The organism is Cellulomonas humilata, assembly GCF_013359775.1.
Taxonomy (GTDB): domain Bacteria; phylum Actinomycetota; class Actinomycetes; order Actinomycetales; family Cellulomonadaceae; genus Cellulomonas; species Cellulomonas humilata.
In genome coordinates, this window is record NZ_JABMCI010000066.1 from 238,332 (window position 1) to 254,123 (window position 15,792).

General features: G+C 71.6%; 10 protein-coding genes. 7 read left to right on the top strand and 3 right to left on the bottom strand.

The features are described 5' to 3' along the window. Positions 1-76 precede the first annotated feature (76 nt). Positions 77-5,875 (top strand): pullulanase-type alpha-1,6-glucosidase, encoded by a 5,799-nt coding sequence (gene pulA, locus HP550_RS13285; protein ID WP_175348134.1) that lies wholly within the window; start codon positions 77-79, stop codon positions 5,873-5,875. Positions 5,876-6,036: 161 nt separating this feature from the next. Then, on the top strand, positions 6,037-6,633 hold the full coding sequence (locus HP550_RS13290; RefSeq protein WP_175348135.1) for a DUF937 domain-containing protein: 597 nt from the start codon (positions 6,037-6,039) through the stop codon (positions 6,631-6,633). A gap of 97 nt (positions 6,634-6,730) precedes the next feature. On the opposite strand, the gene HP550_RS13295 is transcribed toward HP550_RS13290, so the two are convergent. From HP550_RS13295 to HP550_RS13305, 3 genes are all read right to left on the bottom strand, one after another. Beyond that, positions 6,731-7,627: a carbohydrate ABC transporter permease gene (locus HP550_RS13295; protein ID WP_175348136.1), complete on the bottom strand. Its 897-nt coding sequence runs from the start codon at positions 7,625-7,627 to the stop codon at positions 6,731-6,733. Beyond that, on the bottom strand, positions 7,627-8,529 hold the full coding sequence (locus HP550_RS13300; protein WP_175348137.1) for an ABC transporter permease subunit: 903 nt from the start codon (positions 8,527-8,529) through the stop codon (positions 7,627-7,629). The genes HP550_RS13295 and HP550_RS13300 overlap by 1 nt, the downstream gene beginning before the upstream one ends. Positions 8,530-8,676: 147 nt before the next feature. Further along, on the bottom strand, positions 8,677-9,975 hold the full coding sequence (locus HP550_RS13305) for an ABC transporter substrate-binding protein (RefSeq protein WP_175348138.1): 1,299 nt from the start codon (positions 9,973-9,975) through the stop codon (positions 8,677-8,679). A 389-nt stretch (positions 9,976-10,364) separates the two neighbouring features. Here HP550_RS13305 and HP550_RS13310 point away from each other — a divergent pair, with 389 nt between their 5' ends. From HP550_RS13310 to HP550_RS13330, 5 genes are all read left to right on the top strand, one after another. Then, a complete protein-coding gene (locus HP550_RS13310; RefSeq protein ID WP_175348139.1) occupies positions 10,365-11,549 on the top strand; it encodes an ROK family protein in 1,185 nt (394 codons plus the stop codon). Further along, on the top strand, positions 11,546-12,622 hold the full coding sequence (locus HP550_RS13315; RefSeq protein WP_175348140.1) for a substrate-binding domain-containing protein: 1,077 nt from the start codon (positions 11,546-11,548) through the stop codon (positions 12,620-12,622). The genes HP550_RS13310 and HP550_RS13315 overlap by 4 nt, the downstream gene beginning before the upstream one ends. After that, positions 12,619-13,350, top strand: a complete 732-nt coding sequence (locus tag HP550_RS13320; RefSeq protein WP_343048163.1) for an ATP-binding cassette domain-containing protein — start codon at positions 12,619-12,621, stop codon at positions 13,348-13,350. Before HP550_RS13315 ends, HP550_RS13320 begins: the two co-directional genes overlap by 4 nt. Beyond that, positions 13,347-14,531 carry a sugar ABC transporter permease gene (locus HP550_RS13325; RefSeq protein ID WP_175348141.1) on the top strand — a complete coding sequence of 395 codons (1,185 nt, stop codon included), beginning with the start codon at positions 13,347-13,349 and terminating at the stop codon, positions 14,529-14,531. The genes HP550_RS13320 and HP550_RS13325 overlap by 4 nt, the downstream gene beginning before the upstream one ends. Before the next feature lie 406 nt (positions 14,532-14,937). Beyond that, positions 14,938-15,783, top strand: a complete 846-nt coding sequence (locus HP550_RS13330) for a hypothetical protein (RefSeq protein WP_210768028.1) — start codon at positions 14,938-14,940, stop codon at positions 15,781-15,783. Positions 15,784-15,792 lie beyond the last annotated feature (9 nt).

A 15,792-nucleotide genomic window follows, 5' to 3' on the forward strand; every position in this document is an offset into this window, starting at 1 on the left:
TGCAAGTTGCTGCAAGCGGATACGGTCGGCGACACCTGCCTCGCACATCGACGTGCGGGGAGACGAAGGAGTCGCCATGTCGCCCGCCGACGCCCCCGTCCGCCCCCTGTCTCGAGCCTTCGCCGCGCTGACTGCCCTCGCGGTCGCGGGCATCGGGCTCGTCGCCGCCGTCGGAACCCCCGCCGCAGCCGCCGACCGCACCGTCGCCCTCGTCGGCAGCCTGCAGAGCGAGCTCGGCTGCCCGGGGGACTGGCAGCCCGACTGCAACGCCACGGACCTCGCCCCCACCACTACGGCGGGGGTGTACGCCGCGGACTTCACCGTGCCGGCCGGTGAGTACGAGTACAAGGTCGCGATCAACGACAGCTGGGACGAGGCGTACGGCAAGAACGGGACAACGGGAGACAACAACAACATCCCGCTCGTGATCGCCGGCCCGTCGACGCTGCGGTTCACCTACGACGACACCACGCACCGGATCGCGCTGACCCCGCTGGACCTGGGCGCGGGCTACACGCCGGCGGACGACGCGCTCGTCGCGACCCCCGTGCGCGACCCTGGAGCGAACCAGCAGTTCTACTTCGTGATGACCGACCGGTTCGCCGACGGCGACGACGCGAACGACACCGGCGGGCTCACGGGCGACCGGCTGACCACGGGGTTCGACCCCGCGGACAAGGGCTTCTACGAGGGCGGTGACCTGGCAGGCCTGCACAGCAAGCTGGACTACATCGAGGGCCTGGGCACCACGGCCATCTGGCTGACCCCGTCGTTCAAGAACCGCGCGGTGCAGGGCACGGGCGCGAACGCGTCCGCCGGGTACCACGGGTACTGGATCACCGACTTCACGCAGATCGACCCGCACCTGGGCACCAACGCCGAGTTGGAGGCGCTGATCGCCGACGCCCACGCGCGCGGCATCAAGGTCTACTTCGACATCATCACCAACCACACGGCCGACGTCATCGACTACACCGAGGGCCAGTACGGCTACATCGACCAGGCCACCAGCCCGTACACGGACGCCGGCGGCACGGAGTTCGACCCCGCGACCTACGCGGGCACCGACTCGTTCCCGACGATGGACGCCGCGACGAGCTTCCCGTACACGCCGGTGATCGCGCCCGAGGACGAGAACGTCAAGGTTCCCGGCTGGCTGAACGACCCCACCCTCTACCACAACCGAGGCGACTCGACCTGGGTCGGGGAGTCCGTCACGTACGGCGACTTCACCGGGCTCGACGACCTCATGACCGAGCACCCCGCGGTCGTCGACGGATTCGTGGACGTCTACAACGACTGGGTGGACCTGGGCGTCGACGGCTTCCGCATCGACACCGCCAAGCACGTGAACTTCGAGTTCTGGGAGAAGTTCACGACCGCGGTGCGCGACCACGCGACCTCGGTCGGCAACCCCGACTTCTTCATGTTCGGCGAGGTGTACGACGCCGACCCCGCCAAGCTCTCCCCGTACCTGCGCGACAGCGACATGAACGCGGTCCTCGACTTCACGTTCCAGTCGGCTGCCGCCAACTACGCCAAGGGCTTCTCGGCGGGCGGCCTCAAGGCGCTCTACGCGGGCGACGACATGTACACCACCCCGACGACGAACGCGCAGGCGCTGCCCACCTTCCTGGGCAACCACGACATGGGCCGCATCGGCTACGTCGTCAAGGACGCCGGCAACCCGGAGCAGCGCTCCGAGCTGGCGCACTCCCTCATGTACCTCACGCGCGGGCAGCCGGTCGTGTACTACGGCGACGAGCAGGGCTTCGCGGGGGTCGGCACCGGCGGCGACAAGGACGCGCGGCAGTCGCTGTTCGCGACGCAGGTGCCCGAGTACGCCAACCAGACGCTGCTCGACGGCACGACCGTCGGCTCCGTGGACCGGTACGGCACCGACACCGCGCTGTACGACCACATCGCCGAGCTGGCCGCCCTGCGGTCCGCGCACCCGGCGCTCCAGGACGGTGCCCAGATCGAGCGGTACGCCGACGGCGCGGTCTACGCGTTCTCCCGCGTCGACGCCGACGACAAGGTCGAGCACCTCGTGGCGACGAACAACGGGACGACCCCGGCGACGGTCACGATCGACACCCTGACGCCCGGCGCGACGTTCGCCCCGCTGTACGGCACGTCGACGAGCCTGACGGCTGCCGCTGACGGCACTGTGTCGGTGACGGTCCCCGCCCTGAGCGCGGTCGTGCTCCAGGCCGGGACGACCGTGGCTGCGCCCGCCACGGCGGGACCGATCACGCTCACCGCCCCCACCCCGGGCGCCGGGCTGACGGGGCAGGCCGCCGTCGGCGCGGACGTGGCCGACGACGTCTGGAGCCAGACGTCCTTCGCGTACCGCGTGCTCGGTGACGACGCGTGGACGCCGCTCGGCACGTCGGAGACGACGTCGCCGCGGGTGTTCCACACGGTCTCCGGCCTGCCGGACGGTGCCGTGGTGGAGTACCGAGCGGTGACCGTGGACGCCGCCGGGAACGCGTCCGCCGCGTCCACCTACGCGAGCGTCGGCGTCGCCATCGACGGCGTGGTCCCCGACACGGGGCCGGTCAGCCCGACGTCGGTGTCCGTGCCCGGCAGCCACAACAGCGAGATGGGCTGCGCGGGCGACTGGGAGCCCGCCTGCGAGGTGGACCAGCTGACCAAGCGCGCGGACGGCGTGTGGTCCGGCACGTTCGACCTGCCCGTCGGCACCTACGAGTACAAGGTCGCCATCAACGGCTCCTGGGACGAGAACTACGGCGCCGGCGGCGCACCGGGCGGCGCGAACGTGACGTACAGCGTCACGACGGCCGGACCCGTGACGTTCTACTACGACGAGACGACGCACTACTTCTCGTCCACCGCGCAGGGCCCCATCCTCACGGTGCCGGGCTCGTTCAACAGCGAGGTGGGCTGCGACGAGGACTGGGCCCCGTGGTGCATGGCGACGTGGCTGCAGGACCTGGACGGTGACGGGACCTTCACCTACACCGAGCCGGACCTCCCGGCCGGCTCGTACGAGGCCAAGGCGGCGCACAACCTCAGCTGGGACGAGAGCTACGGCGCCGGCGGTTCGCCGACAGGGGGGAACATCCCGTTCTCGGCGCCGGGCGGCAAGCCCGTCACGTTCTCCTACGTGCTGGCCACGCACGTCCTGACCATCACGGTCACCGACCCGCCGCTGCCCGGTACCGGGCTGGCGCAGGCGCAGTGGATCGACCGCGACACGATCGCGTGGCCCGCGGCCTGGGCGCCCGACGCCGCCGCGAGCACCTTCGCGCTGCACGCCTCGCCCACCGGCGGCTTGAAGGTCCAGGACGGCGCAGTGGTGGGCGGCGACGGCGACCCCGTCCCGCTGACCTACGACCCGGCCGGGCTCACGGCGGAGCAGCTCGCGAGGTTCCCCGCGCTGACCGGCTACCTCGCGCTGCACCTGCCCGACGGCGCGCCGACGTCCGACCTGCTGCGCGGTGCGCTCCTGGTCACCCAGGCGGCGTCCGACGGCACCTACGAGGCGGCCACGGGGGTGCAGATCCCGGGCGTGCTCGACGACGTGTACGCCGGTGACGCCCAGGAGCGGACCCTCGGCGTCACCTGGAAGAAGGGCGTCCCGTCGCTGGCCGTCTGGGCGCCGACGGCACAGGAGGTCGCGCTGCTGGTCTGGCCGGGGACCTCGTCGACCGAGCAGCGCGTGGCCGCCACGCGTCAGGCGGACGGCACCTGGACCGTGCCCGGGAAGAAGTCCTGGACCGGTGCGCGCTACCTCTGGGAGGTCACGGTGTACGCGCCGACGACCGACCAGGTGGAGGTCAACCGCGTGACGGACCCGTACTCGGTGGCGCTCACGCTCAACTCGACGCACTCGGTGCTGGTGGACCTGGCCGACAAGGCCTTCCGCCCGACCCAGTGGGAGAAGGCGAAGCAGCCGGTCGTGCGGCCCGTGGACCAGACGATCTACGAGCTGCACGTGCGGGACTTCTCCATCAGCGACCTGACCGTCCCGGCGGCCAAGCGCGGCACGTACCTGGCGTTCGCCACCAACGGCGCCGGACGCACGCACCTGCGTGAGCTCGAGAAGGCGGGCCTGACGACGATCCACCTGCTGCCGACGTTCGACATCGCCTCTATCCAGGAGGACAAGGCGCTCCAGGAGACCCCGGACTGCGACCTCGCGTCGTACGCACCGGACTCCGACCAGCAGCAGGCCTGCGTGACCGCCGTGGCCGACGCCGACGGGTTCAACTGGGGCTACGACCCGCTGCACTGGACGGCCCCCGAGGGCTCGTACGCGGTGAACGCCGACGGTGGCGCACGCGTCGCCGAGTTCCGCACGATGGTCGGGGCGCTGCACGCCGACGGCCTGCAGGTGGTGCTCGACCAGGTGTTCAACCACACGACGGCCAGCGGTCAGTCGCCGCAGTCCGTGCTCGACCGCGTGGTGCCCGGCTACTACCAGCGGCTCAACGCGATCGGGAACGTGGAGACCTCGACCTGCTGCCAGAACATCGCCACCGAGCACCAGATGGCGCAGAAGGCGATGGTCGACTCCGTGGTGACCTGGGCCCGTGACTACAAGGTCGACGGCTTCCGGTTCGACCTCATGGGCCACCACTCGGTGGAGAACATGGAGGCCATCCGGACCGCTCTCGACAGGCTGACCCCGAAGAAGGACGGCGTCGACGGCAAGAAGGTCTACCTGTACGGCGAGGGCTGGAACTTCGGCGAGGTGGCCGACAACGCGCTGTTCACGCAGGCCACGCAGGGTCAGCTGGGCGGCACGGGCATCGGCACGTTCTCCGACCGCCTGCGCGACGCCGTGCGCGGAGGGGGACCGTTCGACGAGAACCCCCGCATCCAGGGCTTCGGTTCCGGTGGCGGTACCGACCCCAACGGTGACGCCATCAACGGCTCGGAGGCCGTCCAGCTGGCCCGGGCGGCGCACGATGCCGACCTGGTCCGCCTCGGCATGGCCGGCAACCTGCGCGACTACGCGTTCCTGACGAGCGCGGGGACGGTGCAGACCGGCGCGGAGCTCGACTACAACGGCCAGCCGGCCGGGTACGCCGACTCCCCGGAGGAGGTCATCACCTACGTCGACGCCCACGACAACGAGACGCTGTGGGACTCGCTCACGTACAAGCTGCCCACGGACACCCCGATGGCGGACCGCGTGCGCATGAACACCGTCTCGCTGGCGACGACGGCCCTGGCCCAGACGCCCTCGTTCTGGCACGCGGGCGCCGACCTGCTGCGGAGCAAGTCGCTCGACCGGAACAGCTACAACTCCGGCGACTGGTTCAACCTGCTCGACCTGTCCGGCCAGGACAACGGCTTCGGCCGCGGTCTGCCCCCGGCGGCCGACAACTCCGCGAAGTGGCCCATCCAGCAGCCGCTGCTGGCCGACCCGGCGCTCAAGCCGACGCCGGCCGACATCGCCACGGCCTCCAAGGCCGCGGACGACCTGCTGCGGCTGAGGTTCTCCACGCCGCTGTTCCGGCTCGGCTCGGCGGACCTGATCGAGCAGAAGGTCAGCTTCCCGGGCTCCGGCCCGGACGCCGACCCGGGTGTCGTGGTCATGGCCATCGACGACGCGCCCGGCTGGGACCCGACGACCCGGCGCTGGACCAAGGACGTGGACCGCACGCTCGACGGCGTCCTGGTCGTGGTCAACGGGTCCGACGAGGCGACGACGCAGACGGTGCCCGACCTGTCCGGCCACCGGTTGACACTGTCGTCGGTCCAGGCCAAGGGGAGCGACCCCGTGGTCAAGGGCACCACCTGGGACAAGGCCACCGGCACGGTGACCGTCCCGCCGCGCACGGTCGCGGTGCTCGTCGAGAAGGCGGGCCACGGCCACGGTGGGTGGCACTGGGGGCGGTGACCGCCTGAGGTGACGACGGGGCGGGGCCGGGTGCCGGTCCTGCCCCGTCGTCGTGCGGACCCGCCGGACCTCCCCCTACGGTGAGCTCGTGTGCGGATGCCGCACGCGCGGCCCGGCAGCCCGCGACCACGCCGGCTCGGCCCTCAAGGAGGAGGCACATCGTGGCAGCCCTCGACGACCTGACAGCGGCGATCCCGATCGACCAGCTCGCCGCCAAGCTGGGGGTGGACACCGCGACCGCCCAGAGCGCCGTCGCCGCCGCCCTCCCGGCCCTGCTGGGCGGGATCGAGGCGAACGCGCAGGACCCGGCCGGCGCCGCGTCCCTCTCGAAGGCGCTCGGCACCAAGGACCCGGCGCTCGTCGAGGGCGGCGTCGACCTGGACCAGGTGGACACCGACGACGGCGCCAAGATCGTGCGCAACGTGTTCGGCTCGAACCAGGACCAGGTGGTGGCGGCGCTCGGCTCCGACTCGCGCACGCCCGACCAGTCCATCATCGCCAAGGTGCTCCCGATGCTCGCCCCGATCGTCATGGCGTTCCTGGCCAAGCAGCTGGCCGGGCGGTCGGGCTCGACGACCAGCGGCGCGGCCGAGGGCGGTGGGTCCGGCGGCGGCGGGCTCGGCGACGTGCTCGGGGGAGTGCTCGGTGGGGGTGGCTCGGGCGGCGGCCTCGGGGACGTCCTCGGCGGACTGCTCGGCGGGTCCTCGGGCGGGATCGGGGACGTCCTCGGCGGTCTGCTCGGCGGCGGCAAGCGCTGACCCCCAGGCACACGAAGGGCCCGCGACCAGTGACTGTCGCGGGCCCTTCGTCTGTGCCGGGTTGCGGAGACCGCGGCGGGTGGTCACGCCAGGGGCGTCAGCCCTTGACCGACCCGGACATGAGGCCGCCGATGAAGTACTTCCCGAGCAGGATGTACACCAGCAGCGTCGGCAGCGACGCGAGCAGGGCGCCCGCCATCGAGATGCCGTAGTTGGTGAGCAGCGCACCGTTGGCCAGGTTGTTGAGCGCCAGGGTCACCGGGCCGTTCTGGCTGGAGGAGAAGAAGACCGCGAACAGGAAGTCGTTCCACGCCGAGGTGAACTGCCAGATGAGGACGACCACGAAGCTCGGGATCGAGATGGGCAGCACGACGGACCAGTAGGTCCGCAGCATCCCGGCACCGTCCACGCGGGCGGCCTCGACCAGCTCCTCGGGGATGGACATGTAGTAGTTGCGGAAGATCAGCGTCGTGATCGGCAGCCCGTAGATCACGTGCAGGATGATCAGCGACGGGACGCCCGAGGGGATGCCGGCGCCCAGGATGAGCTGGAGCAGCGGGATCATCACGGCCTGGTAGGGGATGAACATCCCGAACAGGATCAGGGTGAAGACGATGTCCGCACCCTTGAAGCGCCAGCGCGCCAGGACGAAGCCGTTCATCGACCCCAGGAACGAGGAGATGATCGCGGCCGGGATCACCATCTGGAAGGTGCGCCACAGCGACGGCGACAGCGCCGTCCAGGCGGCGGTCCAGTTCTCCGTGGTCCACACCTGCGGCAGGTTCCAGGCGCGCGCCGGGGTGGCGTCGCCCAGGCCCTTGAAGCTGGTCACGATCAGCACGTAGACCGGGATCAGGACGAGGAGCGTGAAGAAGATGAGCAGCGCGTACTTGGCCGTGCGGCCCCTCGAGAACCTGCTGCGGGTCACCGCGGCGGTGGGGCCGGCCGGGCGGCCGAGGGGAGCGGTGAGCTCCGCGGGGGTGACGGTGGTCATCAGTGCTTCTCCGTCCGGTTGAGGTGCACCAGGTACGGGATGATGAGCACCGCGACGATGACCAGCAGGATCGCGCCGACGGCCGCGGCGTTCGAGTAGTCGAAGCTCGACTTGAACACGTACATGTCGATCGCCGGCACCTTCGTCTGGTAGTTGGCCGGCTTCGAGATCGACATGATCAGGTCGAACGCCTTGAGGGACATGTGGCCGACGATGATCACCGCGGACAGGGCGACGGGGCTCAGCTGCGGGAAGATCACGTGGCGGTACGTCTGCCAGCTGCTGGCACCGTCGATCTGCGACGCCTCGCGCAGCTCCTCCGGGATGCCGCGGAAGCCGGCGAGGAACAGGGCCATGACGTAGCCGGACAGCTGCCAGATGGCGGGGATCGCGATGGCCGCGATGCCCACGTCGACGTTGTTCCACCAGTTGTTCTGGAGGAACGGCAGGCCGATCATCTGGAACAGCCGGTTGAGGCCGGAGGCGTTCTCACCCTGGTTGGAGTTGAGCAGCCAGCGCCACACCACGCCCGAGGCGACGAACGAGACCGCCATGGGGAACAGGTAGATGGAGCGGAAGACGCCCTCGAAGCGCACGGGCCGGTCCAGCAGCCAGGCCCAGACGAACCCGAAGAACATCGTGCCCGCCAGGAAGACGACGGTGTACAGGACCAGGTTGCGCAGCGAGTGCTGGAACGAGTCGGACCCGAACAGCGTGAAGTAGTTCTCGAGGCCGACGAAGCTCACGGGCGCCTTGCCGTTGGCCTGCGCGGCGTTGTGGATGTCCCGGAACGACGTGTTCGCGTTGACCGCGAGGAGGCCGTACACGAAGACACCGAGCAGGATCAGGGTCGGCGAGATGAGCAGGAGGGGAGGCCCCCACTTACGGATCTGTCGGGGCACGCGTGCCTCCTGGAGTCGTGACGAGCGTTCGGACGGGTCGGGCGGTCGGATCAGCCGACCCGGGTCGAGCAGGCGCTGCACGCGGCCCCGCCCCGGCCCTGGGATCGCCAGGGCCGGGGACGGGACCGTGTCATGCGGTGAGCCGGATCAGCCGGCGTTCGCCTCGGCGGCCGCGACCAGGTCGGCCTGGAAGCCGGCGAGGTCGCCACCACCGGTGGTGAACTTGCTGGTGGCGTCCGAGATCGCGTTGGCCCAGGCGGCCGGGGCCGCTGCGCCGTGCGCCAGCGAGGAGACGATGGTGTCCTGACCGAAGGACGTCATCGCGGACTGCTGGTACTCCGAGAAGTCCTCGGGCTTGGCGTCGTTGCGGGCCGGGATGGAGCCCTTCGCCTTGTTGAACGCGACCTGGCCGTCGAGCGACCCGATCGTCTTCAGCCACGCCTTGGCGCCGGCCGGGTGCGGGGCACCGACGGGCAGCGTGAAGGAGTCGGCGAGGAAGTCGAAGACGCCGTCGGTGCCGGGGACCGGCATGTAGACGTAGTCGGCAGGAGCCTTCTTGCCGGCCTCCTCGAACGCGGCCACGGCCCAGTCGCCCATGACGTTGAACGCGGCGTTGCCGTCGATGACCTGCTGCGTCGCGTCGGGCCAGTCGAGACCGTCGCGGTCCTCGTTCGTGTAGCTCATGAGCTTCTCGAAGTCGGTGAGCGCGTCGGTGACCTCGGGGCTGGCCCAGTCGGTCGACCCGTCCCAGAGACCGTTGTAGCCGTCGGCGCCCAGGCTGGACAGGAGGATCGTCTCGAACAGGTTGACCTGGGTCCACGTGGTCGCCACCGAGAGCGGCGTGCGGCCCGTCTTCTCCTTGACGGCGTCGAGCGCGACGAACCAGTCGTCGAGCGACGCGTACGTCGCGGCCGGGTCGAGGCCCGAGTCCGTGAGGAGCTGGGTGTTGGCCCAGACGACGTTGGCGCGGTGGATGTTCGACGGGATGGAGTAGATCTTGCCGTCGACGGTGAGGCGCTCGACCAGGTCGGCCGGGAAGGCGTCGCGCAGACCGAACTCGTCGTACAGGGCCGAGACGTCCTCGACCTGGCCGGCGTTGATGTAGTCGGTCAGCTCCGCGCCCGCGTGGGCCTGGAACGTGTCCGGCGGGTCGTTGGCCTGCAGGCGGGACTGGAGCAGGTCCTTGGCCGCGGAGCCGGCGCCACCGGCGACCGCGCCGTTGATGAACGTGACGTCGGGGTTCTGGGTCTCGAACACGCCGACGAGGGCATCGAGGCCGAGCTTCTCGGACCCGCTGGCCCACCAGGTGAAGACCTCCACCTCGTCGCCGCTGCCGGTGCCGCCGGTCTCGTCATCGCTGCCGCTGCCGGTGCTGCACGCGGCCAGCGCGAGGCTGGCGACGGCGAGACCTGCGGCCATGGCGGTGAACTTGCGTGCTGTACGCATGTGACTCCTACGCCTTCTTTGCCGTGGATATGGGTGCTGCTGGCCGGGGGTGGGGTCCCGCGGCCCGTGTGCTCGCCCGGCGGAGCGGGAGCGTCTGCCGGACGATCGGTCGGAGGCCCTGCGTTGCGCCTCGCCCCGATCCGGGTCACATCACATAGCCGGGGCGACTTTGAAGTCAAGAAGTGAACACATGAGTGGCCAAATCGTGATCTGGTGTTCACCCGCTGGAGACGTCACGTCGTCCGGGTCGCCGCAGACCTCCTGGTCTGCGGCATTTCTGCGCCGTCGCCGCAGGTCGGGGCCGGGAGCGGCACGGTCGCGGCGGTCGGCCCGCCGGTACGCGCGCAGGTCCACCCGAGGTGCGGCGGACGGCTGTGTATCCTGCGCCGGTGGGCAATGACCGGGTCACACCGGGCTCGCAGACTTCACTGCGTGAAGCCAACCGGGCGCGGATCGTCAGCGCCGTCCAGCAGCGTGGCTCGCTCACGCAGGTCGAGCTGGCCGGCGTCACCGGCCTGTCCCCAGCCACCGTGTCCAACATCGTCAAAGAGCTGACGAGCGCCGGCGTCCTGCACACGGCCCCCACGTCGCGCAGCGGCCGACGGGCCCAGCAGGTGACGCTCGCCCGCAACCTCGGGCTCGTCGCCGGGATGCACTTCGGCACGCGATCGCTGCGCGTGGCCCTCTCGGACGTGGCGCACCGCATCGTCGCCGAGCAGCGCATGCCGCTGCCGCCCGACCACCGCGCCGACCAGGGCCTCGAGCGGGCCGCCATGCTGCTCACCGAGATGGTCGACTCGGTCGACGCCACCCTGGCCGAGGTGCTGGCCGTCGGGGTCGGCGTGCCCGCGCCCGTCGACGTGCGGACCGGCCAGCTCTCCTCCCTGGGCATGCTGCGCGGCTGGGACGGTGCACCGGTGCCCCAGATGCTCGGCCAGCTCCTCGGCCTGCCCGTGTACATCGACAACGACGCCAACCTGGGCGCGCTCGCGGAGGTCCGCCTCGGCGCCGCACGCGGGAAGCAGCACGTGGTCTACGTGCGCGCGTCCCACGGGGTCGGCGGCGGTCTGGTGCTCGGCGGCGAGGTGTTCCACGGTCGCGTGGGCGCCGCGGGCGAGATCGGGCACACGACGATCGACGACCAGGGACCCGTCTGCCGCTGCGGCAACCGCGGCTGCCTCGAGATGTACGTGGGCGCCCCCGTGCTGCTGGAGATGCTGCGGCCGAGCCACGGCAACCTCACGCTGCGCGACGTGATCGCCCGCGCGCAGGCCGGCGACACCGGGTGCCGGCGCGTGATCGCCGACGCCGGGCACCACCTCGGTGTCGCCGCCGCGAGCGTGTGCAACCTGTTCGACCCCGAGCTCCTGGTGGTCGGCGGGGAGCTGGCGGACGCGGGCGAGCTGCTGCTCGAGCCCCTGCGCGTCGCGCTCGCCCAGCGCACCATCCCCAGCACCGCCGGTCCGGTCCCCGTGGTCGGCGCGGAGCTGGGCGCCGCGGCCGAGGTGCGCGGCGCGCTCGCGGTGGCGCTCGACACGGTGACGATCGCCGGCGCCGGGGCGGTGGTCGTGTGACCCGCGCGCTGACGGCGTCGCTGGCCGTGGTGCTCGCCCTCGCGGGGTGTGCGGCCGCGCCGACGGTCGCTGCTCCCTCCGACCAGGTCATCGCCCTGCTGCTCCCGGAGTCGAAGACTGCCCGGTACGAGGCGGTGGACCGCCCCGAGTTCGAGAAGGTGGTCCGCGACCGGTGCCCCGAGTGCACGGTGGTGTACGCCAACGCCGCCCAGGACGCGGCCACCCAGCAGCAGCAGGCCGAGTCGGCGCTCACGCAGGGCGCGGGCGTGCTGGTGCTCGACGCCGTCGACGCCGCCGCGGCCGTGAGCATCGTCGGTCAGGCGCACCGCCGAGGCGTGCCGGTCATCGCGTACGACCGGTTCATCTCCGACGCCGACCTCGACTACTACGTCTCCTTCGACAGCCGTCGGATCGGCCGGTACCAGGGCGAGGCGCTGGTCCGAGAGCTCGCCGCCGGCCGGACCGGTCCCGACGACCCGCCCCAGGGCGTCCTCATGGTCAACGGTGCGGCGACCGACCCGAACTCGGCGGCGCTCGAAGCCGGCGTCGCCGACGCGTTCGCCGACGCGCCCATCGAGATCCTCGCCTCGTACGACACCCCCGACTGGAGCCCGGACAAGGCGCAGGAGTGGGTGACCGGGCAGCTCACGCAGTACGCGGGCCGGGTCGATGCCGTGTACGCCGCCAACGACGGGACCGCCGGCGGCTCGATCTCGGCCATGAAGGCGGCCGGGCTGGACCCCGTGCCTCCCGTGACCGGGCAGGACGCGGAGCTCGCGGCGATCCAGCGGATCGTCACCGGCGACCAGTCGATGACCGTCTACAAGGCGATCAGCGAGCAGGCGCGCACCGCCGCCGAGCTGGCCGTCCGCGTGCTGCGCGGCGAGGTGCCGGTCACGACCGCCCGCGTGGCGGGTGTGCCCTCCTTGCTGCTCAGCCCCGTGCCCGTGACCCTGGACAACCTGCACCGCGTCATCGTCGACGGCGGCGTCTACACCACCGAGGAGATCTGCGTGGATCCCTACACCGACGCCTGCGCCGCTGCGGGCCTGCTCGACGGAGGTGCGCCGTGAGCGAGCCGATCCTCGCCCTGCGCGCGGTGTCCAAGAGCTACGGAGCGGCGCGCGCCCTCGTCGACGTCGACCTGCAGGTGCACGCCCACGAGGTGGTCGCCGTCATCGGGGACAACGGTGCGGGCAAGTCGACGCTCGTCGGCGCCCTCACCGGCGCGCTCGCCCCGGACACGGGCGAGGTCCTGGTCGACGGGCAGCCCGTGACGCTCTCGGACCCGTCGGTCGCGCGCGGGCTGGGCATCGCGGCGGTGTTCCAGGACCTGGCCCTGTGCGCCAACCTCGACGTCGTCGAGAACCTGTACCTCGGGCACGAGGCCGAGCGCGGGATGCTGCTCGACGAGGTCACCATGGAGAAGCACGCGTGGGAGCTGCTCAACCAGCTCGCCGCGCGCGTGCCGTCCGTGCGGGTGCCCGTCGCCGCGCTCTCCGGCGGTCAGCGGCAGGCGGTCGCCATCGCGCGCTCGTTGCTGGGGGAGCCGCGGGTGATCGTCCTCGACGAGCCGACCGCCGCCCTGGGGCTGCGCCAGACGGCGGAGTTCCTCACGCTCGTCGAGCGGCTGCGCGAGCGCGGGCACGGGGTGGTGCTGACCAGCCACTCGCTGGCCGACGTGCAGGCCGTGGCGGACCGGATCGTGGTCCTGCGGCTGGGTCGCGTCAACGGCGTGTTCGACGCCGCGCGCACCAGCTACGAGGAGCTGCTGGCGGCCGTGACGGGGATCGCGAGATGACGGCCGTGGTCGCGGACTCGGGCCTCGTCGCCACCACCTGGCAGCGCCTGCGCACGGGTGACCTCGGCGTGCTGCCCGTCGCGGTGGTGCTCGTCCTGATCGGTCTCGTGTTCCAGCTGCTCAACCCGCACTTCCTGTCCAGCGACAACCTGGTCAACCTCACGCAGCAGTCGGCCGCCACCGGGGTGATCGCGCTCGGCGTGGTGCTCACGCTGCACGTCGGGCAGATCGACCTGTCGGTCGGGGCCGTGTCCGGGCTGGCCGCGGCCGTCGTCGCCGTCGGCTCCGTGCAGCTGGGCTGGCCGCTGTGGCTCTCGGTCCTGGCCGCCGTCGCCGTCGGTGTCCTCGTCGGGTCCATCTACGCCGCCCTGCACACCCGGCTGGCAGTGCCGAGCTTCGTGTTCACGCTGGCCGGTCTGCTGGTGGTCACGGGTCTCCAGATGCGGGTGCTCGGGCCCACCGGGTCCGTCAACCTGCCGTTCGAGTGGTGGCTGGTGCGGTTCTGCCAGACCGCCTTCCTGGCCCCGGCGACCTCGTGGGTGATCGTCGCGCTCGTCGTCCTGGGATACGCGGCGGGTCGGGCGACCGACCGGGTGCGCCGCCTGCGGGTGGAGCTGCCGGTGGCGCCCCTGTGGCAGGTCGTGGCCAGGGTGGTCGCGCTCGCGGCCGTGCTGTCCGTCGTCGTGGCCTATCTCGGCACCAACCGCGGGGTGGGGGCGGTCTTCGCGCTGTTCGTCGGGCTCGTCGCCCTCACCGACCTGCTGCTGCGCCGGACGCGCTGGGGCCGGTTCGTCCGGGCCGTCGGCGGTGACGCGGAGGCTGCCCGCAAGGCCGGTGTGCCCGTCCGTCGCGTGTTCGTGTCCGTGTTCGTCGCGTGCTCCACGCTCGCCGCGCTCGGTGGCGTGCTCGCGGTCGGTCGCCTCGCGGCGGCGAACCAGGGCAGCGGCGCCGGGGACACCAACCTCACCGCGATCGCCGCGGCCGTCATCGGCGGGACCAGCCTGTTCGGGGGGCGCGGATCGGCGTGGTCGGCGCTCGTGGGCATCCTCGTCGTGCAGTCGATCTCCACGGGGCTGACCCTGCTGAACCTGGACCAGTCGGCACGGCTGGTGGTGACCGGCCTGGTGCTGGCCGTCGCGGTCACCATCGACGCCCTCCAGCGCCGCGCCCGCGAGTCCTGACTCGCTCGACGCGCCGTGGGCCACCACCGGCCCCCGGTCCGCGTGAAGACCTCGTTCCGCTGAACGCGACAACGTCTTCACGCGAACCGCCGGAGGGGGGCCGCACCGCGCGCCGCACGCGGTCGCGATCGTGGTCGCTCGCGTGAAGACCTCGTTCCGCGGAACGCAACGAGGTCTTCACGCGAACCGTGCGCTGGGCCGAGTGTGAGGTTGCGGGCTGTGGATGGCCCGGTTCGTCCGTCCCGCTTCTGCGGGACGCTCGAGCGTGAGCGACGTCCGACACGATGCGCCGCGTCCGGCGCGGCTCCCGCATCGGCTAAGTGCCGCAGCGCGGGACACCGTCGTGCGGCAGGAGGCCGTGGTGACGTCCGCGCAGCTCCATGCGTGGGGAGTGGGTCGTGCGGTCGTGTCACGACGAGTGGCCCGCGGTGACTGGCAGCAGCTGTGGCGCGGCGTCGTCGCCCTGCACTCGGGCACGCTCACCTGGCGGCAGCGCGCGCGTGGCGCCCTGCTCTACGCCGGTGACGGTGCCGCACTCTCGCACGCCTCGGCCGCGTTCGTGCACGGGATCGTCTCGACACCCGGACCGCGGATCGTCGTCAGCATCCCGGTCCGCCGCGCAGTCTCCCCGCAGCCGGGCCTCGAGATCCGACGCCGGCGGACGATGCCGTATGCAGGTGGGCGAGTCCGTGCCCTCGGCGTCGACGACACGGTGCTGGATCTCGTGCACGAGCTCGAGTCCGAGGATGACGTCGTCGGCCTCGTCTGCGAGGCGGTCCGCGTCGGCGTCCTGCCGGGCCGCCTCCTGCTCCAGGCGGGCGATCGGCGGTTCCTCCGGCACCGCGGTCTCGTCGTGAGCCTGCTCGGGGAGGAGGGGACGGGAGTCGAGTCCCCGCTCGAGCACCGGTACGTGCGGGACGTCGAACGGCGCCACCGGTTGCCGGTCGCGCGCCCACAGGTCCGCGAGCGGACGGGCGGTCGCTGGATCCGCGCCGACCGCGTGCACGTCGGGCTCGGAGTGCGGATCGAGCTGGACGGGCAGCTCGCGCACCCGTCCGGCCGCACAGCCCTCGACACGTGGCGCGACAACGCCGTGCTGATCGAGCGATCCGAGATCACCTTGCGCTACCGATGGCAGCACGTGGTGGCCGAGCCCTGCCAGACGGCCGGTCAGGTGGCGACCGCACTGCGCTCCCGGGGGTGGGAGGGCCGAGCCACGCCGTGCTCGCCGACCTGCCCCGTTCTCGCGTAACGAGCTGTC